The organism is uncultured Psychroserpens sp., from assembly GCF_947500255.1.
Classification (GTDB): Bacteria; Bacteroidota; Bacteroidia; order Flavobacteriales; family Flavobacteriaceae; genus Psychroserpens.
In genome coordinates this window covers 81,884-105,631 of sequence record NZ_CANMRL010000001.1, presented here as the reverse complement: position 1 = coordinate 105,631, position 23,748 = coordinate 81,884, and the positions used below count along the sequence as shown (strand labels likewise).

General features: G+C 33.1%; 17 protein-coding genes. 8 read left to right on the top strand and 9 right to left on the bottom strand.

Features of this window, described 5'->3' with window-relative positions:
- Positions 1–181: 181 nt before the first annotated feature.
- The 5 genes from Q0783_RS00475 to Q0783_RS00455 all read left to right on the top strand — a co-directional run bounded on the left by Q0783_RS00475 (position 182) and on the right by Q0783_RS00455 (position 8,837).
- Positions 182–1,723, top strand: coding sequence for an AraC family transcriptional regulator (locus tag Q0783_RS00475; RefSeq protein WP_298892395.1), 1,542 nt, complete (start codon positions 182–184; stop codon positions 1,721–1,723).
- 669 nt (positions 1,724–2,392) lie between these two features.
- Entirely contained in the window at positions 2,393–5,506 is a 3,114-nt protein-coding gene (locus tag Q0783_RS00470; protein WP_298892393.1) for a SusC/RagA family TonB-linked outer membrane protein, read from the top strand.
- A 10-nt stretch (positions 5,507–5,516) separates the two neighbouring features.
- Positions 5,517–6,992: a RagB/SusD family nutrient uptake outer membrane protein gene (locus Q0783_RS00465; protein ID WP_298754974.1), complete on the top strand. Its 1,476-nt coding sequence runs from the start codon at positions 5,517–5,519 to the stop codon at positions 6,990–6,992.
- Positions 6,993–7,009: 17 nt separating this feature from the next.
- Positions 7,010–7,852, top strand: coding sequence for a hypothetical protein (locus Q0783_RS00460; protein ID WP_298892391.1), 843 nt, complete (start codon positions 7,010–7,012; stop codon positions 7,850–7,852).
- Positions 7,853–7,862: 10 nt separating this feature from the next.
- Positions 7,863–8,837 (top strand): hypothetical protein, encoded by a 975-nt coding sequence (locus Q0783_RS00455; protein WP_298892389.1) that lies wholly within the window; start codon positions 7,863–7,865, stop codon positions 8,835–8,837.
- Positions 8,838–9,158: 321 nt separating this feature from the next.
- Here the strand turns inward: Q0783_RS00455 and Q0783_RS00450 are convergent, their stop codons facing one another.
- The 5 genes from Q0783_RS00450 to Q0783_RS00430 all read right to left on the bottom strand — a co-directional run bounded on the left by Q0783_RS00450 (position 9,159) and on the right by Q0783_RS00430 (position 15,912).
- Positions 9,159–10,580, bottom strand: coding sequence for an SUMF1/EgtB/PvdO family nonheme iron enzyme (locus Q0783_RS00450; RefSeq protein ID WP_298892387.1), 1,422 nt, complete (start codon positions 10,578–10,580; stop codon positions 9,159–9,161).
- A 6-nt stretch (positions 10,581–10,586) separates the two neighbouring features.
- Positions 10,587–11,489, bottom strand: a complete 903-nt coding sequence (locus Q0783_RS00445; RefSeq protein WP_298892386.1) for an alpha/beta fold hydrolase — start codon at positions 11,487–11,489, stop codon at positions 10,587–10,589.
- A gap of 135 nt (positions 11,490–11,624) precedes the next feature.
- Positions 11,625–11,834 carry a hypothetical protein gene (locus Q0783_RS00440; RefSeq protein WP_298892385.1) on the bottom strand — a complete coding sequence of 70 codons (210 nt, stop codon included), beginning with the start codon at positions 11,832–11,834 and terminating at the stop codon, positions 11,625–11,627.
- Positions 11,831–13,075 carry a T9SS type A sorting domain-containing protein gene (locus tag Q0783_RS00435; RefSeq protein ID WP_298892384.1) on the bottom strand — a complete coding sequence of 415 codons (1,245 nt, stop codon included), beginning with the start codon at positions 13,073–13,075 and terminating at the stop codon, positions 11,831–11,833. Before Q0783_RS00435 ends, Q0783_RS00440 begins: the two co-directional genes overlap by 4 nt.
- 8 nt (positions 13,076–13,083) lie before the next feature.
- Entirely contained in the window at positions 13,084–15,912 is a 2,829-nt protein-coding gene (locus tag Q0783_RS00430) for a T9SS type A sorting domain-containing protein (protein WP_298892383.1), read from the bottom strand.
- A 302-nt stretch (positions 15,913–16,214) separates the two neighbouring features.
- Here Q0783_RS00430 and Q0783_RS00425 point away from each other — a divergent pair, with 302 nt between their 5' ends.
- The 3 genes from Q0783_RS00425 (at position 16,215) to Q0783_RS00415 (ending at position 19,161) form a co-directional block, all read left to right on the top strand.
- The gene (locus Q0783_RS00425; protein ID WP_298892382.1) at positions 16,215–16,988 is read left to right on the top strand and encodes a LytTR family DNA-binding domain-containing protein; all 774 of its coding nucleotides are present in this window, start codon (positions 16,215–16,217) and stop codon (positions 16,986–16,988) included.
- A gap of 213 nt (positions 16,989–17,201) precedes the next feature.
- A complete protein-coding gene (locus Q0783_RS00420; RefSeq protein ID WP_298892381.1) occupies positions 17,202–18,080 on the top strand; it encodes a histidine kinase in 879 nt (292 codons plus the stop codon).
- Positions 18,073–19,161, top strand: a complete 1,089-nt coding sequence (locus tag Q0783_RS00415) for a histidine kinase (protein ID WP_298892380.1) — start codon at positions 18,073–18,075, stop codon at positions 19,159–19,161. Before Q0783_RS00420 ends, Q0783_RS00415 begins: the two co-directional genes overlap by 8 nt.
- On the opposite strand, the gene Q0783_RS00410 is transcribed toward Q0783_RS00415, so the two are convergent.
- The 4 genes from Q0783_RS00410 to Q0783_RS00395 all read right to left on the bottom strand — a co-directional run bounded on the left by Q0783_RS00410 (position 19,158) and on the right by Q0783_RS00395 (position 23,744).
- Positions 19,158–20,087 carry a dihydrofolate reductase gene (locus Q0783_RS00410; RefSeq protein ID WP_298892379.1) on the bottom strand — a complete coding sequence of 310 codons (930 nt, stop codon included), beginning with the start codon at positions 20,085–20,087 and terminating at the stop codon, positions 19,158–19,160. The genes Q0783_RS00415 and Q0783_RS00410 overlap by 4 nt on opposite strands.
- A 326-nt stretch (positions 20,088–20,413) precedes the next feature.
- Positions 20,414–20,956, bottom strand: a complete 543-nt coding sequence (locus Q0783_RS00405) for an energy transducer TonB (protein WP_298892378.1) — start codon at positions 20,954–20,956, stop codon at positions 20,414–20,416.
- Between the two features lie 38 nt (positions 20,957–20,994).
- Positions 20,995–21,819, bottom strand: coding sequence for a thymidylate synthase (locus Q0783_RS00400; protein WP_298892377.1), 825 nt, complete (start codon positions 21,817–21,819; stop codon positions 20,995–20,997).
- Positions 21,820–21,998: 179 nt separating this feature from the next.
- A complete protein-coding gene (locus Q0783_RS00395) occupies positions 21,999–23,744 on the bottom strand; it encodes a nucleoside transporter C-terminal domain-containing protein (RefSeq protein WP_298892376.1) in 1,746 nt (581 codons plus the stop codon).
- Positions 23,745–23,748 lie beyond the last annotated feature (4 nt).

Below are 23,748 nucleotides of genomic sequence, written 5' to 3'. Positions count from 1 at the left end.
GTCTAATTCATTAATATTAACAAAATTTTAAGAATGAAATATTGTCTTTGAGATGAAATCTTATGATTAATTTATGTTAAAGTATGTTAAAGAGGTAAGTTTACATCGGATTTAACCTCTTTTTTCCGAATAATTAACTGTTTTAATCATTTGTTTGTTAATTTTATTTAAAAAGGGTTCTATGAAATTCATAAATGTTTTGCTAGTTTATGTATTCTTATTTTGTGTTAATTTAAATGCACAGAGTGAAGACATATTGTTAGTACTCAAAAACAATTATGAAAATGGAACTTCTGAAAATATACTTCCTTTATCAGAAGACGTTATTGCACTAAATGTAAACTCAGCAGAATTTTGGTTTTTGAAAGCCTTATGTGAAGATCAAGTTGGTGATTTTTCAGCTTCAAAAAATAGTTTGATTAAATCTGAGATTAATGGTTATTATAAAAAGTCTAAACTGTATTATCATTTAGCAAAAGCAGAATTAAATTTAGATAATAAAGAAGCATCTTTAGCTTATGTTGAAAAGGCATTAGATAGAAGGGCCAAACCAGAACAATTTGAAGATGAAGCGTTTAGTGATTTGAGTGATAGTGTTGTTTTTATGAAATTATTGGAGTCTTATAAGCCAGCTTTAAATAAATGGACAGGCACTTTTTTATTTATTGCAATTCAAGGAATTATTCTCTTTTTTGTATTGTTTTTCCGAAAGAAAGGAAATACAAAGGCTAATAAAAATTTAGGACTTTTTGTGTTATCCTTTTCTATAATATTATTGTTTTATGTAGGTTACAAAAGTCGTTATCTATATGAATATCCTATTATCTATTTCAGAAAACTTTGGATTCCAATGATGTTTGCCCTTGGGCCTCTGCTATTATTTTATGTTAAAGATTTATTTAAGATTAAATATTCCTCAAGATTTAAACTTGGACATTTTAGTCTTTTTTTAATTGCCTTTGCATTTTATGCATCGTTTCATTTGCTTGATCCAAAAAATAGAATTTATAATGTTGCTATGGATATTATATGGTATGAATGGGTGAAGAATATACAAATGTTTGTTTATTTAGTTTTAATATATAAACTGGTTAAGAAGGCAAAAGATAATGTTGGTCCAAATGTTGTTAAGTGGTTACACTATATGATGTATACATATGCCGGATTTGTATTGTCATTTGCATTGTATTCTACACTTAATAATTTTGATTTTTTCTATAGCGATGGTTGGGATTATATGATTTGTCTTCTCATTTCTGCTTCAATACTATTAATAGGTTTATTTGGTTTGGTACAACCTCAAATTTTTTGGGGATTTAGCATTGTTGGAGCACTAAATGTTATTAAGTATGAAAAATCGGGATTGATTCCTAGTTTGGCAGCAGAACTCAAACAAAAGTTAATTGAACTCATGGTTGATGAGAAGATTTACAAGCAAAATAATTTGAATTTGGATGAATTGTCATCACTTCTTGGCACTACAAAACACAATACGTCTCAGATAATTAATGAGCATTTTAACGAAAACTTTTTCGACTTCCTTAATGATTTTAGAATTGATGAGTCCAAGGAATTACTCTTGGATGTTAATTGTAAGATGACCATTTCAGAAATTTTGTACGAAGTCGGTTTTAATAATAAAGTAACTTTTAATAGCGCTTTTAAGAAAAGAACAGGCGTAACACCTACGCAGTATAGAATACAAATGTCTCAGGCCGTCTAATATACTTTGGCTTTATCTTTAAAAAAATAATTGATTGTGTTATCTTTTTTTCTCACTGCACAATATTCATAATCTGTTTGTTTTCCATCAGTCTTACTTTCCCGGCTTAATAATTACTCTACTTTTTGGTTGAGCATAACCATTTTGTCTGGTATTTTGTTTGTTTGATACAGAATTTTGATTCATTTTTTGGATGATATCTAATTCTAATACTAGTAGATTGAAATAGATAGTTAGATCGTACTACTTATATGATACTATTTCTGAATAAACATCTCAAGTTTATTAGAATTTATTGAAGGATTCATTATTATTTTTCAGAATTCACTTACAGAAGGTTAAAGATATTATTTCTGTAAAAAACTGATAATCAAATGCTTTTAAATTGTAAACTGACACAATCTTCGTTCGATTAAAATATATGGTAAAACTGGCTCGGGAAGAGGTAAACTATTATCGGAATTGCCACAGTTAGTGTAATTCTTCTCTTTTTTTACGGTAGCAATTGCAAGGCTAGGCAGTCGTTGCCTTACTATATTTATGAAATATCCATGTTAACTTTAATTTCATACTGAGTAATTATTTTGAATTAGTCTTTAAAAATACAACGCTGCCTGCCTTTCTCAATTGCACTACAACTAACATCGTAATAATTAAAAATTTAAGCTTATGAAAGTAAAAAATTATGGTTTAGTGTTAGTGCTCTTGTTTTTAAGTGTTACTTCAAGTTTTGCACAAGAGAGGACTATCACAGGAAAAATTACATCTTCGGAAGATGGCTTGCCATTACCCGGAGCTACGGTAATTGTAAAAGGAACTACTAGGGGCCAACAAACAGATTTTGATGGACAGTTTTCTATTAGAGCGAGTACTGGCGAAACGTTGGTGTTCTCTTACGTCGGGTACCAAACAATTGAAAAATTAATTGGTGAGTCTAGTACTATTGATGTCATATTGTCGGCAGATAATACACTAGATGAAGTGGTGGTTGTTGCCTATGGTAATGTATCATCACTTAAAAAGAGTACTGCTGCTGTTGGTACAGTAAAAGCAGAAATTCTAGAAGACAGAGCAAATGCCTCTGCACTGCAAAACCTACAAGGACAGGTCGCTGGTTTAAATATTGCAACAGGTTCAGGACAACCTGGTAATGACAGTACGATCATACTTAGGGGAGCAGGATCAATAAATGGAAACATCGAACCTTTATTTATAGTCGATGGAATTCCAGTAGATGAAGACAATTTCAGAAGTATAAATCCAAATGACATTGAAACGTTTTCTGTTTTAAAAGATGCTGGTGCTGCAAATATCTACGGAAATAGAGCTGCAAATGGTGCCATTGTAATTACTACTAAAAAGGGACGATATAACGAGAGTTTAAAGTTTAGGTACTCAACAGCATATGGTAATTCAGAATTACAAGATCAACCGTTTGAATTAACGAACTCTACTCAGATTTTACAATTTCAACGTGCCAATGGTGCAGGAATTGGGGTTGGTTTATCAGATGCTGAAATTGCTGCTATATCAAGTCAAGCAAATACAAGCTGGACCGATGTTTTCTTTAGAACAGGTAGAACACAATCACATGATTTAACAATTACTTCAGGTGGTGAGAATTCAAATAACTTTACATCATTACAGTACTTTAATCAAGATGGTATTTTTATTGGTTCAGACTTTCAACGTTTTTCTTTAAGAAACAACTTTAATGGAAAAACTGATGATGACAAGTTTAATTATGGATTTAATTTGTCACTCGGATTTTCTGAAACAAACGAATTAGATAATGCAGGTAGTGGAGCGACATTCTTCAATCCATTTAGTGCAGCTTTACAAGGACTTCCATATTTAAGTATTTTTGAAGCTGATGGTTCTCAAACAATAGATGGAGGTATTACACCAGGTGATGCTGGTGCCATTCTTTCAAATGGAGCAACCAACTTCCCTTATGTATTACTTAATAGTATTGCGTTAAATACCGATAGAGAAGAAGAAATCAAAATTTTAGCGTCGTTCAATGCAAGTTGGAATTTCGCTGAGAATTTGTTTGCACGAGTTCAATTAGGAGCTGATTTAAGTACAGAAAAGCGTTTAGAGATTTTACATCCTAATAGTATTCTGGGACCATTTCAAGCGAATGTAATTGGTAATCAAGCTCAGTTTGGTGGAATCCAAGAGGAAACGTATACAAGAGATTTTAGGCTTAATGTCGTACCTTCTATTAGTTATTCTAATGTATTTGATGAAAAGCATGATGTTACCGCAACAGCCTACTTTGAGTATAACAGAGGATTTTTAGATGGTCTTGACTTTGATCAAACAGGTTTAGACCCTAGGCTTCTTGGAAGTGGTGCAGCATTTATACCAGGTACTACAACCGAGCCAAATCCGGCAAACGGTGTTTTAGTTAACCCTTATATTCCAGTAGTAAATTCATTTACAAGTGAAGTAGGTAACTTATCAATATTCGGAACATTAGATTATGTATATGATGGTAAGTATGGAATATCTGCAGGTATAAGACGAGATAATTCATTTAGATTTATCGAAGATAATGCTTGGGGTACGTTCTGGTCTGTTGCTGGACGTTGGAATATTAGTGATGAAACCTTTATGGATGGATCAGGATTTGATCTATTAAAACTGAGAGCATCTTATGGTATATCAGGAAATGATAGAATTACTGGTGGTTACTATGGTGGTTTAAACCTTACAAGAAGTTTGTATACTGCAGGAACTGGATATAATGGTTCTGTGTCTACAGTAGTAACTCAATTAGAGAATAGAACTTTAAAATGGGAGGAAACTACACAAACCAATATAGGTGTTGATTTTGCAGTATTAGATAATAAATTAAGTGGTAGTCTTGATGTATACAACAAAACTACTGATGACTTATTTCAAAATAATCAAATATCATTAATCAACGCTACACCTAGTATTAACTCAAATATTGGATCATTAGTTAATGAAGGTATAGAATTGTCATTAAACTATAGAGTGTTATCTAATGATAACTGGAACATTAGTGTAAATGCAAATGGTTCGTATAACGAAAATACCATTGAACAATTACCACCTTCTACTAATGGATTGGTAAACACTGGTGGTTCTACCGCTTTAGGTGAAGGACAAGCTTTAGGATCTTACTTCCTAGTAAGATATGCAGGAGTTAATCCATCTAATGGTAATCCTTTATTCTTAAAAGCAGATGGTGTTACACTTACAGAAACTCTAGATGCAGCTAATGATAGAGTGTTCATTGACAAATCTTTCTATCCAACATGGCAAGGAGGTTTTGGAACAAATGTAGAACACAAAGGATTCGAGTTAACTACACAATGGTCATTTGTGGCAGATGTATGGTTAAACAACTTAGATTATGCCGATTTACAAGAAGTATCTGTAGGATCTGTTAACAATGGTAGAAATAGATCGGTTACTGTATTCAATGCATGGCAACAGCCGGGTGATATTACAGACGTACCGAGAGTTGGATCTGCATTGTCAAGTGTAAATTACATCAATTCAACGGATCGATATTTAGAAGATGCGTCTTACTTAAGATTAAGAAACATAACGTTTGCTTACAACTTACCAAGTAAGATTCTTGAAAACACGCCAATTTCTTCTTTGAGACTTTATTTACAGGGAGAGAACCTCGTAACATTCACGAAATTTAGAGGTTGGGATCCGGAGTCTAATTTTAGACCTACCAATAGAGGACAATTCCCAACGCCTAAGATTTACACTTTTGGTGCAACAATAAATTTTTAAAAAAATGAACATGAAAAAATATATATTAAAGACACTAGGTATTGCAGCTATATTTATGATTGCTGTAGCCTGTGAAGATGCAACCGATGTGGTACAGGAGGGAGAGCTTAATGAACAGGCTGCCTTTCAATCAGTTGCTGACTTGCAAACAGGGTTAAATGGTGCTTATGCAGCCTATGGTCCTGACTTTGGAGGAAATGGAACTGGAGATGGGATATACGCCAATGCAATTTTGTCTGATAATTTAAAAGCAGGTCAAGCGAGTAACGGACAAGGAGCGCAAGCTTATTCTTATATAGTTAATTTTGCTGGAGGTACACCTTCTAACTCTATATGGTCAAATCGTTATGCTACGATTAATCGTGTTAATCGTGTATTAAGAGCGATGGGGAATTTGACCTTTACAACTCAAAGTGATATTGACGAATCAAATCATATCAAAGGTCAGTTATTAGGGTTACGTGCCTTAGCTCATTTTGATCTATTTGAATACTTTACTGTGGATTATCAAGATCCAAATTCATTAGCAATAATAAATGTTGATTTTGTGCCATTAACTTCAGATTCTTTTGAAAGAAATACGGTAGCAGAAACTATTGCATTTATCAAAGCCGATTTAGAAGAAGCAAATACCTTGTTAGACCCTAGTAATGCAACAGCTAATACACCAATTTTTATTAGCAGAGATTTTATCAAGGCTATGCAAATTAAACTTGCAGTTGATGAAGGTAGCTTTGATGCTCAAACGATGACTATGGCTAATCAACTATTAAACGATTATCCATTGGCTAATCAGGTTCAATATGCGACAATGTATTTGGATGCAGATAATACAGAAGTTATTTTCAAGCTCGCTAGAGTTAATGGAGATAATGGTGTTGGAGGCTTATTCTATTTTAATCAAGTAATGCCTTCAGATGGATTTTTAGAAATATCTAATCAGTTGTTAAATGAACTGTCTGAACTTCCAAATGATATAAGACGCAGTGTTAATTTAGCACCTGCTAGTACTATAGTTGGACTAAATGACCCTACAAATGAGTTGTTAATCAATAAGTACCCTGGAGGAGCTGGTGGTTTACAAGTTAATGATATCAAGCTTATAAGAGCTTCAGAAATACAATTACTTAAAGCAGAAATGCAAGCGAGAAATGGAATGCTTCCACAGGCAGCTCAAACGGTTCAAGACTTAAGAGATGCTAGAACTGGTTCAGCATCACCAGCACCTAATTACGGCTCATTAAATGTGGCTTTAACAGACATATTAAAAGAGAGACGCAAGGAATTTTGCTTTGAAGGAAAACGTTTCTTAGATATTAAGCGTATTGGTTCAGATATAGGGTTAGGAGTAAGCAGATTACCTGCTGATTGCGGTACGTTTGATGCACCTTGTGATTTAGCTGTGAATGATTTTAGATTCACTTTAGCTATTCCTCAAGCCGAACTTGATGGTAATAATGCAATTACACAAAATCCAGGATACTAACTTAATCAATAATGAATATGAAACATATATATAAAATAACGTTCGTACTGGGTTTTTTACTCTGTATGACGTCTTGTGATGAAAATATTGATCCTATCCTTTCTAATGGTGTAGAATCAGAGAATAGAACATTTTTATCCTTCGCTAATACAACAGTTAGCTTGCCTATTACTATAGATGATACAGGAAGTGTAGATCTTATTTTAAATTCTAGTACTATATCATCTACAGACAGAACTTTTAATATTAACCTAGAAATGGAAAGTAACGCAGATCCTGCAACATACACATTGCCTGGTTCTGTAACAATTCCTGCTAATTCTTATCAAGGAGTTTTAACTATCAATGGAGCTGATAATGGCTTGGTTGATGCTACAGTAAAGCAAATCGTTTTTTCTTTAACTGGTTTGCCTGATAATGTAGATATGGACCTTAATAGAATTGTAGTTAATGTATTTGAAGTATGTCCTGTACCAGATACTTATTTGGTAGGTGATTATGCATTAGCAGATGATGGTAGTGGTAATTTCTTAAGTGGTAATGTAACTGTTAGTGTAGGAGCTACTCCAACAGAACGTGTGCTTTCAACAACGTTTTTACCAGGAACAGGAGTAGATACAGTTCTTAACGTTACTATTAACTTAGCTTGTAATCTTTTTAATCTAAGTCAGGATGTTGATATCTCGGTGTCATGTACAGCTGGTAATCCTCCATTCTATATACTTACAAGTGCAGGTAATGCCAATAACGGTACTTATTCGTTAACGAGTGATGTTACACACACTATAAATTATTTACAAGATCCATTTGAATCATGTGGACCTATGTCAGTTCAGAGTTTCACATTAACAAAACTATAAAACAAGCACTATGAAAAATCTTTTTAAAATAACATTTTTCTCACTTACGTTGTTATTGACTGTTTATAGTTGTGATGATAGTGAAGGAGAAAATGAAGGAAAATTTAATGATGACCCAACAACAGGTTGGGTGCAATTTGTAACTGATGGCTTTTCACGAAATATTGCTATAGATTCTTACAATACAGATAACTTATTTGAAGTTCCTGTATTTGTTAATGTGCCTATTTCAACTGATGAGTTGAGAATAAATTATGATTTAGTATCAGTTTCAGGACCAGATCCAAGCACTGTGTTTTCGAATAATGGTGTTTTAGTTAATCCTGCAGGAAGTTCAACTCATTTTTTCTTTTCAGATCTAGAATCTGGAAATTTAGATGTGGCTAATGGAGGAGCTAAAGATCCTTTGACTATAGAAGCGTTTCCTAAGATTCAATTTGATATAGCTCAAGCTGTTAATATTACTGAAGCTATGATTTTTGATATTGTATTGACATCAACTAGCAATGGGAAAGTTGCAGCTGGTGTAGATGGATCTAGCAGACCGATAGCTTATAGAATTCAAATATGTCCCTCTCTGAATGCATCATCAGGTAACTTTGTTGGTGATTATAATTTAACTGTAACATCTGGCGATAGTCTTTTTGGTGGCCCTGTTTTTGCAGATCAAACGGTAACTATTAGCGAAGGAGCTAATGGTGCATTGAGCAGACAATTTCAGGTAGCTTATTTGCCTGGAGGTCCAACCAATTTAATGACGGTTACTTTTTCTTTTACCAATGGTCAAGTTATAATTGACGATGGTTTATCAACCAATATTGGTTGTGCATCGCTTTTATTACTTGGTGGTGATTCGAGTAATATTATAGCACAACCCTGTGATGATTCTGAAGCCTTAACACTTAATATGCTTGATTTTCAAGGAGGATCAGGAGGCTGTGGAGTAGGTGATATACCCTTAGTAGTAGTCCTGACTAAAGTTTAATAGATTTTAGTTAAGACATAAGGTGCGAGATGTTCTTTGGAGCATCTCGCTTTTTTGGGATTTGGTCATTTTAAATGACATTCTCATATAGTATATGAATCAATAATGGTTTGTTTAAAGATATAAAACCTTGAAGCGAAATATTCAGCTTGAGCCCTGCTTCTGTTAGTAGGGAACAGATCAAGTTCTTCACTGGTGTAAAGGTCTAACACTAGAGGAGTTTTCAGAATTGAAATTTCAGATTAGAATTGTTGACTTTAAGGTTTTTTATATTTTATGACCTAATTCTACTTTAAAGATATTATACGTATTTATCAGTTACTAATTTGAAGTACGCACAAATCTTGCTCCATAGGCATTAGTTCTGTTGCCACCTGACCATCCACCATATGGTCTGTAAGATATAGGACTGTAAGGGTTGAAGTCATGATAATCTCTTCCGTAACCATAAAAACCGCCACCTCTAAAACCATAACCTCCAGTTTCTTCTATGCCCTTTGGCCAATCTTCATTGGTAGCAAACCCATAATTGGAAAGGTTACCATCTCCATGAGTGCCTATAAATGACCTTCCTTTGTCATCACCAATTGTTATCATGCGTTCCCATAGACTACCAGATAAATCCATTACCCAATAGTATGAAGCACCGAATAATGCTTTGTTTTTAGTTGTTAGTTCGGCTTCGCTCATGCCGTTAAGCATTTCTAGATTACCACTTTCGGCTACCATTCTTTGTAACTGATCTTTTGAGTTTGAGCCCCAAGGAAAATCTATACCTAAAGGGTTTTGAACTGGGCCTCTTGAAGCCTTAGTAAATTCTAACTCGGTCATAGGCCTCAAGCAGGACCAATCTGCAAATGCCATGGCGTCATCCCAACTCATGTGATTACATGGTTTGAAGTTGTTATCAGTCACATACTTTCCATTTTTAATGGTTATTGAACCTCTTTCACTATAATAGCTTTTTCCTCCAAAATTAGCTCTATTCTGACTTTGGTATTCGTTTAGAGAATTTAGAAAATCCACATATTGACCCTCTGTGGGTTCGTATTTCATAATATAAAATCCTTGAACACCTTTAGGGAAAGCAGGCGGAATTACTCCATTTTGATCACCTTCATATCCTTCAGGTGCTTGATAATAGAGGTTTCCTTTGGTAGGAGCTATAGTTATAGATTGCTTTTCTTCTGTAACTTTAAATAGACCATCATAATTACCATTGGAATCCGACTTATATACTGATCCAAATTTGAGTGCAGACGGATCACTATCTCCAAGTACAAAAGAACCATTCGGTATTTTTACCATTTCAATGGCATATGCAGTAAAGTTTGATGTTCTTGTATTAATATCTTTAAGGCTTTCTGTATCTAGAAAAATCTTGAGGGTTACATTTACATGCCCTCTAAAATTTTCTTTTGGGAATATATATAAGCCTAACCGATCATTAGGTACCTCAATACCGAGTTCTAATTTAGTATCTGTATGATTAGAAACAACCAAATGATTATAGGTGTTCACTTTTACATGATTATAACCTCTAGTTCCTTTTAAAAATTTAAAAAATATCCAAACCGCATCATTGTTAATTTGGTTATGCCATGCATTATCCCAACTTAGGTTGAGAACAGCATATGATTGCCCATCATCGGTATAAAGTATCGGTTTGGAAATCTTAAGATCAGTTGCATGTACATTGATAGATACAAGGAAGGCTGTGAAAATGAATATAGGTGTTTTCATGACTCGTTATATGTTTATTGATTTTAGAAAATCAGAAATGCTTTTATAATATATCTTAGGTTGATCTAACCACCCATAATGTCCAGAGTTGGCTATAATTTTTAATTTTGAATTAGGAAAAGTGCGATGTGTTTTTTGTGAAATCTCTATCGGAATTATATCTTGCTTTCCTTGAATTATGAGTACTGGTTTTTGAAAGGATTTTAAGTGATTACTACAATCTAAATCTATGGCATTCATATTCTGAAATATCAATTGATTTATCTCAAAGTTAACTTGTGTTAACCTATGCGCGATTCTTTTAATATAAGATAGATCTCTTAAATAGGCAGGCGCTAAGTATTTTCCTCTCTGAAATTTTGCATGGTAGGAAGTGTCACCACGTCTTATTTTGTTGGTCCAATAAGACAATGAGTCACGTTGTTTTTGTGTTAATTTTGAAGTAATCTGTATTGAAGATAGTGATTTAACATCTAGCCCTCCGGAAGAAGATAAGATGAGTGCTTTTATTCTTTTTGGAAATTTAGTTGCATAATAGGAGGCAAGCATACCACCGAAAGAATGGCCAAGAATAACCCACTCTTTAACATTAATGTGTGTTCTAATGGTTTCGATATCCTCTAACATTAAATCGAGGGTCATCGTGTTTGAGTTAATAACATCAATTTTGGATTTTCCAGTTCCTCTTTGATCATAGATAATCACTTTATGTGTCTTCCCCAATTCTTTAGCCAAATCTGAAAACCCTTGACTATTCATTCCTGGACCTCCGTTAATAATTAAAAGCGGTGTCCCTTTACCAAAAACAGTAAAACTAATTTTAGAGTTTTCTAGTGTTATCAGTTGCTCGTTTTGAGTAAACGATTCTACAGATGAGAGCAGTATCAATAAAAAAATAATTAGTCTCATTAAAGTGTATTATACGTTCAAAAATTTAATCTATAGTTCAGATAAATGCATCATGATTCATCTTCTATCAGAAAAATAGAAAATATCTAACTATTTATGAACTATTTAGAACTATTTTATGATTAATATCAAAGTTCATTTCTTTAAATCAGTAAACCTTTTTCTGGAAAAGAAGAACATACTTACTACTAAAAATGGAATGCCTAAACCTTTACAGAAATCTATAATATCTATATTTATTTTTGTGATATAATTCAAAATGCTTGGAGCACCTATGCATAAAAGACCAAGGATTAAGAACATGCAATGTGGCTGAGTTGTATTGCGATGGGATTTGTTTTTCATGATTTAATTAGTTTGCCATTTTTTATGGCGTCAGAATTATTATAGATAGTGTAGAGATAAGTGCCAGCGGCTAAACTTGAGAGATCAATCTCTATTTTTAGCTTACCATTAGTAAACTCTATATCACTAATCTCTTTAATTAATTTTCCTTTTAGATCAAATAATTTGATATTCAAGCCCTTGTAATAAATCGGTGTTTCAGATTCTAATGTGAATTTGTCTTTCACAGGGTTAGGATAGGTTTTGAAGTTTGATGAAGGGTTTACCGACTCAACCGATAAATTTCCAGACTGTACACCTTTAATCAATCTTATTACTTGAGGATTTAAAGGATTGCTCGGGAAATTTGTGACTGGGATTGCACTGTTGATATATATAGAATCACCAGTTTGAGTTACGGCAACACCATTAGGTCTTGAAAACGTTGCTAATAAGGCATTTTCATTATCTGTATTGCCTCTTGTGCCGCTTCCCGCAATTGTATTAAGCGTAGGAAGCGCCTCATCTAATTCTAAGCTATATATTCTATTAGAACCATGACTAGCAATAAATAGAGTATTGGTGGATTGATGATAATCTAGATGTCCATTGCTTGGGCCAGAAGTAGTGCCTCCTGGTGTGGTAATTAATATGGATGGAATTCCAGCAGGTGTTATTTTTACAATATTTCCGTTAGAAAAGTTTGACACATATAAATTGTCATTCTCATCAATCGTGAGACCGTTAGGACAAAAAAATGTTGGAGCACCAGAGGCAAAAGTTGATGATGATGTAACAACTCCTAGGGTAAAAGTGATTTTTTGGATGCTATTGGCTCCACAATTACAAACAAATAGATTGCCTTGACTGTCAAATACCAATCCGACTGGAGCTGATATTCCTGTTGAGGTGACAAAAGTTCGAACGCCGTTTACGATTTTGTATATACTGCTATTACCTATATCCGATTGATATAATGTGCCTTCGCTATCAAATGCATTTCCTGAAGCTCCAACAAACCCTGGAGAGAATACGGTTAAGTTTAAATTGGTGTCTAATTTCCAAACATTATTTGGCAGGCCATCATTGTCACCTGCAGAAAGGAAATCACCAAAATCTCCTATGTATAAATTGCCTTCGCTATCTAAAGATAAACCTCCACTACCATTAAAATTTGAGGTTAGACTGTTGGTCGAAATCTCTTGTGAAAAACTCATAAGAGATACAATTAGCACGATTATAAGGAATATTCTCTTTTTCATAATGATGTCTATTTTATAATAATTTTTTTGGTTGTTTTCTTATTTGCAAGTGTTGTATTAATCTTGGCAAAGTAGATTCCTGATGAGAAATCAGGTGCTATATTCCATGTAACAGTATGATTAGAATTGTTTGGACTAGCTTTTATGTCTTCAACTTTTCGTCCTAACACATCAAAAATTTCAATTTTGACCATTGAGGTCATTGAAGGGTGAAATTGAAAGTTAATCACATCCTTTGCTGGATTTGGATGAATACTCACATCTAAATTTTCATTGATTTCATCAATGCTTAAAGCGGATAAAGTCAAAATTTGAAAATCGTCAACAAGAGCTTCAACGATAGAACCTGATCCAAAATCGGAAACAACAAACCGAACTTGAATAGTGTTTGTCACTGAAACATAATCGCTTATTTTATGTTTGGTATTTATCCAATAACGATGATCACCATAATTTGTGCTTTCAACAGTTACCCAATTTGTGCCATTATTAGAAATTTCCATAGCCCATTCACCTTGCACCGGAAACACAAATCCTGCGCCATGAATAAACCATTTGTAGAACTGGATAATGGAAGTGTCATCTAGGTTATTAAACACCGGAGAAGTGATAGTTGTTTTTCCTGTATCAACATCATTTGAGTACCAAAAAACACCTTGTGTTGCACCAGTAACTAAACAAGTTGAGCCACTAGGCGAATGATCAGATCCGGGTTGTACAATAAAACCAGCACCATCTATTGTTTGCTGAGGAGTTCCCCTTTGCCACAACCCAGATGTTGCATTATCTGAAGACGAACCAATTTGCCATCCTTGATTAAATTCAAAATCATCCTCGAAATCTGCTAAGTAATTACCAACATAAAATGAATAATTTTCGGTTAAAAAGTCGTTAGATGGATGAAAAAGTATATTAAATGCACAACTAACATTTGGTATAGAAAAATAATAATTTACTAATGTACCAGCTGATTGGCTAGGAATAAAGGCTTCAAAAGTTGTGTCGTTAACTTGAGAAAATGACACTGTATTAGTTGAGTTAAAACCATTAGTAGAGTATGTTAATGATATATTTAATTGACTCGTAAATGGAGTGGGATCTAAGCTAATTTCTATTCTGTAATCGTCTGAGGTGTTTAATGTGTTTTCATGAGCTAAATGTGAAATTTTCTGTGACGCAAAAAGATTAAAGCCAATGCCATGTTGACAAAAAGCATTTTCGATGGCCATCCCATTAGGTGTGCCATTCATTAAGTTACCATCGTCGTCATCGGCAACCAAAGTTTCAAAATATACTTCGGCATATGCCACTGCAATATCAGAATCATCAGGAGTTCCATATTTGGCATAATGAGCTAGTTCATAAGCAGTTTGCGGCGAAGTTAATAAACTCAAATCCCAAAAAGCACCTCCAAGAATCAAACCATCAGTATGTTGTTGACCAACAATATTTGCTGGATATCTATTACTATTATTAAGGTTTCTGGTAAATGTTCCTGGTCCAAACCAACCAAGTGCTAATCGACTGTCATTTAAAAATAATGTAGAGTAAATATCTGCAAATGCTTCTTGCAAAATTGGGTTTTTCATACCTCCAGAAACACCAGCTTGATTGTACATTCTATCATTTGTAGCATGACCATATTCATGATAAATGGTAGAAGGACTATGCGCCGAATTTATGGAGCAGTTACTCGCTTGAATACCAAAATGTAAGTTGACACCATTCCAAAAAGCATTACACAATGCATTTGCATTTGTATCATTTACAATACATTGCAAGGGGTAATCTAGAGCATTGAAACCAGGATCTACTTGTTTGTTGTTTTGATGAATTTTATTGATATGATAATACACGTTTCGCTCTTCTAATGTGGAGTTGGTATTATTCCAAACAATATTTAGAACGTCATTTTGCCCCACAGTTTGTGTTATTGAAGCATCGGGAGAACCGAAGTTGCTTACTGAAACAAAATCACCTTTTAATTCTGCATTTAGTATTGCTGAACTTCCAGCAATTGTATGATCAAAATTGCCATTTTCATCGGTACTAATTTGCGTTCCTCCAATAGTGACATGAAGATTTGGAAACCCTATAGATTGTGGTAGATCTGTAGGAGTTATAGGAAGTATTTGACCGTCTACACTTCCTTGTATGTCATAATTGTGATTATGTATTTTTGAATAACTTTCTAGAATTTTAGCTGTGTTAGCCTCTACGTATAGTACTTCTGAAATATCATTCGAATTGGTGACAAAGATTTCGTATGCAGACTTAAATATAATATCACGTCCTTTGCGAATAGGTAGTATTTTTAAACCTCCAAGAAATTCAATTTTTACCTTTTCATTGGGATAGGTATTAACAATGGATTGTTCTATAGCAGAAGTTGGTTGACTATTATTTTCAATAGCTGGAATATCATAGACTTCCATTCCAAATAATACTAAGTTACCATTGGTGTGTACTCTAAATATCAATTCTGAGTTTAAAATAACCTTACCTTCATAGGTCTGAGCAAAATGCGCATACCACAAATGTTTTGCTTTTTGGATTTTAATACGTCTGTAATTTTTGTCTTCAATATTGAATATTGATTGATTAGAACTTATAAATTCCCTTATAAGAGCTTCCAATTGTTGCGCATCATAGATATACTCTGATAGTTTTATGGGTTGGCAAATGACTCTATGAGGAGATTCAGATTTGTCTTTCCATTGAACAATAGTTTTACCATATTTTTTTTCGAAAGTATCCCAGTTTTGTTTTATGCTTTTTTTTTGAGAAAAACATAACATCATACTGAACGTAAATAAAAGGAGTAGTAGTTGTTTCATAGCTTAGCAATTTTTTAAGTTAAGTTATAAGATTTTAAAGCTAAGAGGCTCCTAAATGTTTTGAACAATTATCATATGGAGATGAATAACTGTCATTTTGTGTTTAAATGTTTTAAGGAGTTTGCATTCGAGTGTTTAAAGAATGATATTAAAACATACGTTTTTGTCATGAGTGGTACTTAATATGTGCTCAATAACTGAAATTTCAAGATGAACGTAACCAAATTATAAAGAATGAACAGATTGTTATATTAAATTTATACTTTGTGTTACAGAATATAAATGGATAAACTCAAGAGATAATGCAATTAAATTGTCTGGTTATAGATGACGAACTTTTGGCAAGAAAGCGATTGTCTAAACTTGTAAATGAAGTGGTCGAACTTCGACTAATTGATGAATGTAAGACAGGGAAAGAAGCTATATTAGCTATAGACACTGTTAAGCCGCATTTAATTTTTCTAGATATCCAAATGAAGGATATGACTGGATTTGATGTTTTAAAACAAATTCAGCATGAGCCGCTAGTAATTTTCGTTACCGCATATGATATGTATGCAATTAAGGCTTTTGATTATTTTGCCTTTGATTATTTATTGAAGCCTTTTAAAAAAGAACGATTTAAACAATCTGTGAATCGGGTACTCCACTATTTTGAAAGGAAAACAGCACCTAAGATGAATGATCAATTAGAAGATCTATTAGATTATATCAAAGCACAAAAAGAGCAGGAAGACACCACCTTTTTTAAAGATAAAATGCCTGTGAAAGTAGGACAGAAGGTGTCTTTTTTGAACATATCTGATATTAAGTATATTCTGGCCTCAGGGAGCTACGTTGACATTTTTACCGATAAAAAATCCTATGTTGTAAGATCATCTTTAAGTGACATCACTAATAATACAAAGCATAAAGATTTAATTAGAATACACCGATCTACAGTTATTAATGTGATGAATATAGAGAATGTTATTCATTCAAGTTTTGGTGAGATAGATGTGAAAATGAAAGACGATAGGTTATTTCGGGTAAGCAAAACATATAGGAAGGTATTTCTAGATAATTTAGGGATTTAGTTGATTAATAAATATATAGATATAAGGCTGTTCAAATACTTAACTGTATTTTTTACCGTAACCATGCTGTTGCATACGTGTAGGTTGATTTATTTTAAAGTTCAGGGGTATTATGTGAATCTTGGCTGGTACGATCTATTTGTATATACTGTATTTCTTAAATGGCTTTTTGTACTCATATTTATGTTTTTCATTAGTAATCTAGTAAAATGGATGATAGACATAAAAATGAATTGGTTCTATAGAATAATTATTCATTTAGTATTATCTGTAGTCTTGTTTTATTTCGTTTTTTCATTAGGCTCAACATACATATATACATTTGGTCATTTTAATTTGGATAACGCATTAGCTAATGTTTCCTTTAAAAAGTACATGAGTGAAATCGATGAGATCTTTCTTATTTATTTCACGTTGCTAGGTATTATTCATGGCTATTTTTATTTAAAAAAAATAAAGATCATTAAAGCTCAAGAGTCTCAGATTCAAATTGACCTGATGAATTCTAGGCTTAATGTGCTAAAGGCTCAACTACAGCCCATTTTTATCTTTAATACCTTAGATAGTATTTCGAACTTAATAGAAACGAATGAAGAAAAATCTCAGAATTTGATTGCAGATTTTGGAGAACTCTTTAGGGAAATCATTGAGAGTAAGGATGAGAACCTAATTCCATTAAGAAAAGAATGGGAGTTCTTAAATAAGTTCATAAGTATAGCCAAATTAAGATATTCTGAAGATGTTGAGTTTAGAATGAAGCTAGATCACGAGATTATGGATGTTTTGGTTCCAAGTCTTATGCTGCAGCCTTTGGTCGAGTATGATTTAGGTTTTTACAGATTTAAACCTAAAGACAAATTGGAACTAGCATTAGATGTTAGTGAGGTGGACAATGAACGTATAAAGATGCATATTCAAATCAATGGAAAATTAAAAGAAGATGCCAATTTGGATACCTCAAACAATAATCCTGTTTTAAGAAACATTAAAGACAGACTATCTGCCTTGTACAATGACAACTTTGAGTTTTCTATGATAAGAGATAATAACATAATCATCACTACACTAATGATTCCTAGAATATATGACTAAGAGCAAATTACTTGATTATAAACTTATAGTAGCAATGGTATTGTATTATACTATAGTTGCTTTAATTATCGGAATCAAATATAGTTATTGGAATGTTGTAGGAGACGCTGGTGTAGATTGGAAAAGTATTTGGTTGTATAATGTGTTTTTAGATTGGTTAGTCGTTTGTGTGTTTATGATAGCGATTAGTATACTTACTAAAAAAATGTTTGACAGAAATATGTCAACAGTAACAATCCTAATTATTCATTTTATATGTTCTTTAAGTATTGGTTTTGTAATATTTATAATGTCGTCGTCCATTCTGTTTTTATTTAGAGGAGATGTAGATCTTTTTTTAAACAACATAACGATGGATCATTATATGAGGTTTTTAGATGTAAACTTCATGGTTTATTTTTCAGTGCTAGGAATCATATATGGCTACTATTATCTAGAAAAAATTAAAAAGATTGAAGCAGAGAGGACCAATCTTCAATCAAAACTCATAGCTAGTAAAATGAGTGTGCTTAAATCTAAATTGCATCCTCATTTTGTATTTAATACCTTAAACAGTATTTCTTCTTTAATAGATATAGACAAGAAAAAATCCCAAGATATGATTACCGATTTTGGTGATTTATTTCGAGATATTTTAGATTTAGAAAACAAAAATCTAATTCCGCTAAAACAGGAATTGGATATGTTGAAAAAATATATTGATATTATTTCAATTAGATTTTCCGATCATCTAAGTTTTGAAGAAGTTATTGATAATGAACTAGAAGAAGCTCTAGTTCCTGTCATGTTATTACAGCCAATAATTGAAAACTCCATTAAGCATGGCTATTCATATAACTCAACAGAGTTAAGTGTTATATTAAGAATTTTTAAAGATGCTCAATACTTGCATATCGAGGTCGAAAATGATGGGCAACCGCTCCAGCAACCATTTAATGACACCATTGTAACTGGAATGGGGATTAAAAACATAGAGGACAGACTGAAAACCTTATATAAAGAAAACTTTAGTTTTAAAGTTGAAAATGTCAAAGACAATCAAGGCGTAAAAACATCAATTAAAATCCCCCTTGGAGCTTAGTATTTCGTATAGGTTAAAAACGTAAATGCGTATTGGTGTTTCTCATCTTTTTCATGAAACTTACTATGCGTCTCTTTCCAAATAGAAGCATCTATTTCTGGAAAAAAAGTATCTGCATTTTCAAAACTATGATGCACACGAGTAATTTCAATCTTATCCGCTAGAGCCATCGATTGTTTATAGATTTCTCCGCCACCAATAATAAATGGTTGTTTGTCGTTTCTGGCAGCATCAAGAGCGTCACTCATATTATTAACTACTATAACACCATCTGGGACTTTGTAATTATCTTGTCGCGTAATAACAATATGTTTACGATTAGGAAGTGGCTTAGGGAAACTCTCAAAGGTTTTTCTACCCATAATGATGTGATGGCCATTGGTCAATAATTTGAAACGCTTAAGGTCGTCACTTAAATGCCATATCAAATCGTTGTCTTTACCAATCGCGTTATTCTCTCCTGCAGCTACTATTATAGTTAATTCAGATTTTTTTTTTTGCTCAGTACCTTTGTTTTCTAATGTTTCATTATAAGCCTGTGATTTTGCAATTTCAGTCTCTTCTTTTAAAAATTGCTGTTTGAGTTTTTCAATACGTTGCTGTTGCTTAGCAACTAGAGCTTCTAGCTGTTGATCTTCCCAATCTTTACCCATAAAACTATGAGTAATGAATACCGTTACAAAATGGTAAATGAATAAGGCTAGCCATATAACAATAGCAATCACAAACCAGTTTAGCCCAGCTATGGTAAAATCTTTACCAATACCTAAAACCGTATTTGCTATAATTAAAAAAACGGCACCTATTAAAAAGACTACAAAATGAAAATAAACACGCTTTTTTTGCCTAATACGTTTTTCGGCATATTTAATTAATGCTAATTGTTCTTTATCTATTTGAGGAATGGGTTTCTTTTTTCCGAACATAAATCAAAAATATTTCTATTTGTAAAGTTAATCTTTTTAACGCAAACGTTGTAATTATTTTTTTCTTCGGAAAATCATAAATAAAGCAAACGATGTAGCGTGTAAATTACTGATAATCAAGCATTAAAATTGTATTTTTTTTATTGCAAATCTCATAATTAAGTGAAGCCTTTTTCAGTGTTTTAAATTTTTATACGTTGTAATTTATGAAAATGATAAATCTTTTATTTCGAGAGGCTGAACCATTTAATGAGTGGAACTAAAATACTGTTCAACTAAAAAAATTAATAAAAAAAGCGTCTTGTTAAATCAAGACGCTTTTTTTATTAATTTTTCTGACTTCTTCTAAGTCGTCGTCGTTCCTTTTTTGTAAGTTTTTTAGAACTGTTGTCAATTTGGAACACTATAGGAAGTGAATATGGGACAATAACAGGTTTGCCTCGTTGAATTCCTGGCTTATCCATATCTGGAAGTAAACTAATAACTCTTTCAGCTTCTTTTTCTAAAGCAGGATGAGGTGCTCTAGCTTTAATATCAATCACTTTTCCTTCTTTATTAATTTTAAATATCACATTAATTCTAACTCTACCATCTGGTAATCCTAAATTGTTGGCGATATCAGCATTAAAGTTGGAGGATACATGTTTGATTACTTTTCTATTCATGCAATTTTTAAGTTCCAAATTAGAAAGCTTTTCATTGCATCCATAGTATACAGGAACGTGCTCTATAACTTGAAAAGCTACTTCTTCAGAGCCTTCATCAGTTTCTGTAACAATAACAGTCTCTTCTTCTTCGGTTGGTTTTTCTTCTTGAGCAAAAATAAGTGTGCTAGAGAGCACGAATAGTAGTGTGAAAATATATTTCATGAATTTTAATTTAGAGTTTTGGGTAAATAGTATAATGTTTAAACAGCAACAACACCTTTAATATGTGGATGCGGATTGTAGTCTTCCAACGTAAAGTCTTCAAATTTAAAATCGAAGATATCTTTAATCTCTGGATTCAATGTCATTTTAGGCAATGGTCTTATGTCTCTGGATAATTGTAATTCTAATTGTTCATAATGATTGCTGTAAATGTGAGCATCTCCAAAGGTGTGGATAAATTCACCAGCTTCATAACCACATACCTGTGCCATCATCATCGTAAATAAAGCATAAGATGCTATATTGAATGGAACACCTAAAAAGATATCTGCACTGCGTTGGTAGAGTTGACAAGACAATTTACCATTAGCAACATAGAACTGAAAGAAAGCATGACATGGAGGTAAAGCTGCTTTACCATTGGCAACATTTTCACTAAAAGATTTTGATGTATCTGGTAATACTGAAGGATTCCAAGCAGATACAATCATTCGACGACTATCTGGATTGTGTTTCAAACTGTGAATGACGTCCTTTATTTGATCGATCTCATCATTATTCCAATTACGCCATTGATGACCATAAACAGGTCCTAAGTCGCCATTCTCATCGGCCCAGTCATTCCAGATGCGAACACCATTTTCTGTAAGGTAATTAATATTTGTATCGCCTTTTAAGAACCATAGCAATTCATAAATAATCGATTTTAAATGTAATTTTTTTGTGGTTACCATAGGAAACCCTTCACTTAAATCAAATCGCATTTGGTAACCAAAAACACTTTTTGTTCCTGTTCCTGTACGATCACTTTTTTCGTTTCCTTCGTTTAAAACGTGTTTTACTAAGTCGTGGTATTGTTTCATATTCATTTTCCGCGAAACGGAAATCTCATTTAATTGAACTTCATTTTTCAGCAAATAAAAATAAAAATAAGGGTTGAATCTCAATGGCTTCAACCCTTTATAATATTAAAAGTTATTAACTAAAGCTTAAATGGCTTTTATACAGTTAAGTTAGATAAGCTGTCAGCGGTAATTTGTTACTAGCCGATAATCATTCCAGCTATGGTTGCAGAAATTAATGAAGCTAATGTTCCACCAATTAATGCCTTCATTCCAAACTTAGACAATTGCTTTCTTTGTCCAGGAGCTAGAGAACCAATACCTCCAATTTGAATTCCGATAGACGCAAAGTTGGCAAAACCACATAGCATATAAGTGGCCATAATGATTGATTTTTGATATTTTAAATGTGTAGCACTTGCAGCATCTTTTAAGTCGGCCAGTTGGATATAACCTATAAATTCACTAGCTGCTAATTTGATGCCTAGTAATTGTCCCATAAGCGCCATATCTTCAGTAGCAACTCCAATAAGCCACATTAAAGGCGCAAAGATATAGCCTAGAATAAACTCGAGAGATAAACTATTATATCCTGTATTATCTACAATCCACTCATTGAGACCTGTAAAATAACCTATTTTATCAAAACCATAATTTATCATGGCAATAAACGCTACAAATACAAGTAACATGGCACCAACATTAACGGCGAGTTTTAGGCCCTCGGTCGTTCCATTAGCGATCGCTTCTAAAATATTGGAACCTATTTTTTCTTGAGACACATGAACATCTGTATCGATTTTTTCTGTTTGTGGAAATAAAATCTTAGAAATAACAATAGCTCCGGGAGCGGCCATAACTGATGCAGCTAATAAGTGCTTTGCATAAAACAACCTTAATGCTGGGTCATCTCCACCTAAGAATCCTATATACGCCGCTAGAACAGCACCTGCAACGGTAGCCATTCCACCAATCATAACCAGAAGTATTTCAGATTTATTCATCTTTTCAAGGTAGGCTTTTATTAAAAGCGGGGCTTCTGTTTGACCTAGAAAGATATTCCCAGCCACACTTAAACTTTCAGCACCTGAAATCTTCAGTACTTTTGACAATAACCAACCTAGCCCTTTTACTAATTTTTGAATAATTCCTAAATAAAACAACACAGAAGTTAGTGCAGAGAAGAAAATAATTGTTGGTAATACTTGAAAGGCAAAGATAAATCCAAAAGTGTCCATATCTACCACTAAACCTTCGAATAGGAATTTACTGCCCGCTCTAGTAAATTCTAGTACTTGAACGAAAAGTCCTCCAATAAATTCAAAAATAGCTTTTACGAATCCAACTTTTAAAACTCCAACGGCAATAATAAGTTGAAATGCTAACCCTAGTCCAACTGTTTTCCAGTTGATGGCCTTGCGGTTACTACTAAATAAAAATGCAATAAAAATGAGTGTTATCATTCCTAAGGCACCACGCCACAAACTATTCATTGAGAAGCCTTGACTTGGGATAATATCTGTGGTATTATCTGTTGCTAATGGTGTTGTTTCAGTGGTTCCATTATCGACCTGCTGAACGATGTTTTTAGTTTTTATCGCTCTAAATTTATAGGTGGTCTCCTTTTCAGAAAAGACTAAAGTAGAATCTGTAAGTTCGGAAATCTTATAACGCCTTATAGTATCATTTGGTTTGGAATAGTAAAATATCAAAAGGTTATTTTGATAGATATAGTCTCCTGATGCTTTTAGGTCATTATTTGAATTTAAATTGTAACTAAACTCTCCAGCTTCTAAATGTAGGTTATCGGTATCTGAAACTTCAAGTAATGATAATCCGCTTTCATTTTCAATCGCATCAAACTGCCATTTCTTTTCTAGGTCTTGGCTAAAAGTTGTTGTAATTCCAAAAAAAATAGCTGCAATAGCTAGTAAAAAATGTCTCATGTGA

Bases quoted from the DNA above. Each gene is read 5' to 3' on its own strand.
- Q0783_RS00430 (WP_298892383.1), bottom strand. From the start codon at position 15,912: ATGAAACAACTACTACTCCTTTTATTTACGTTCAGTATGATGTTATGT.
- Q0783_RS00455 (WP_298892389.1), top strand. From the start codon at position 7,863: ATGAAAAATCTTTTTAAAATAACATTTTTCTCACTTACGTTGTTATTG.
- Q0783_RS00405 (WP_298892378.1), bottom strand. From the start codon at position 20,956: ATGAAATATATTTTCACACTACTATTCGTGCTCTCTAGCACACTTATT.
- Q0783_RS00470 (WP_298892393.1), top strand. From the start codon at position 2,393: ATGAAAGTAAAAAATTATGGTTTAGTGTTAGTGCTCTTGTTTTTAAGT.
- Q0783_RS00415 (WP_298892380.1), top strand. From the start codon at position 18,073: ATGACTAAGAGCAAATTACTTGATTATAAACTTATAGTAGCAATGGTA.
- Q0783_RS00420 (WP_298892381.1), top strand. From the start codon at position 17,202: ATGATAGACATAAAAATGAATTGGTTCTATAGAATAATTATTCATTTA.
- Q0783_RS00435 (WP_298892384.1), bottom strand. From the start codon at position 13,075: ATGAAAAAGAGAATATTCCTTATAATCGTGCTAATTGTATCTCTTATG.
- Q0783_RS00395 (WP_298892376.1), bottom strand. From the start codon at position 23,744: ATGAGACATTTTTTACTAGCTATTGCAGCTATTTTTTTTGGAATTACA.
- Q0783_RS00425 (WP_298892382.1), top strand. From the start codon at position 16,215: ATGCAATTAAATTGTCTGGTTATAGATGACGAACTTTTGGCAAGAAAG.
- Q0783_RS00475 (WP_298892395.1), top strand. From the start codon at position 182: ATGAAATTCATAAATGTTTTGCTAGTTTATGTATTCTTATTTTGTGTT.
- Q0783_RS00450 (WP_298892387.1), bottom strand. From the start codon at position 10,580: ATGAAAACACCTATATTCATTTTCACAGCCTTCCTTGTATCTATCAAT.
- Q0783_RS00460 (WP_298892391.1), top strand. From the start codon at position 7,010: ATGAAACATATATATAAAATAACGTTCGTACTGGGTTTTTTACTCTGT.
- Q0783_RS00440 (WP_298892385.1), bottom strand. From the start codon at position 11,834: ATGAAAAACAAATCCCATCGCAATACAACTCAGCCACATTGCATGTTC.
- Q0783_RS00410 (WP_298892379.1), bottom strand. From the start codon at position 20,087: ATGTTCGGAAAAAAGAAACCCATTCCTCAAATAGATAAAGAACAATTA.
- Q0783_RS00400 (WP_298892377.1), bottom strand. From the start codon at position 21,819: ATGAAACAATACCACGACTTAGTAAAACACGTTTTAAACGAAGGAAAC.
- Q0783_RS00465 (WP_298754974.1), top strand. From the start codon at position 5,517: ATGAAAAAATATATATTAAAGACACTAGGTATTGCAGCTATATTTATG.
- Q0783_RS00445 (WP_298892386.1), bottom strand. From the start codon at position 11,489: ATGAGACTAATTATTTTTTTATTGATACTGCTCTCATCTGTAGAATCG.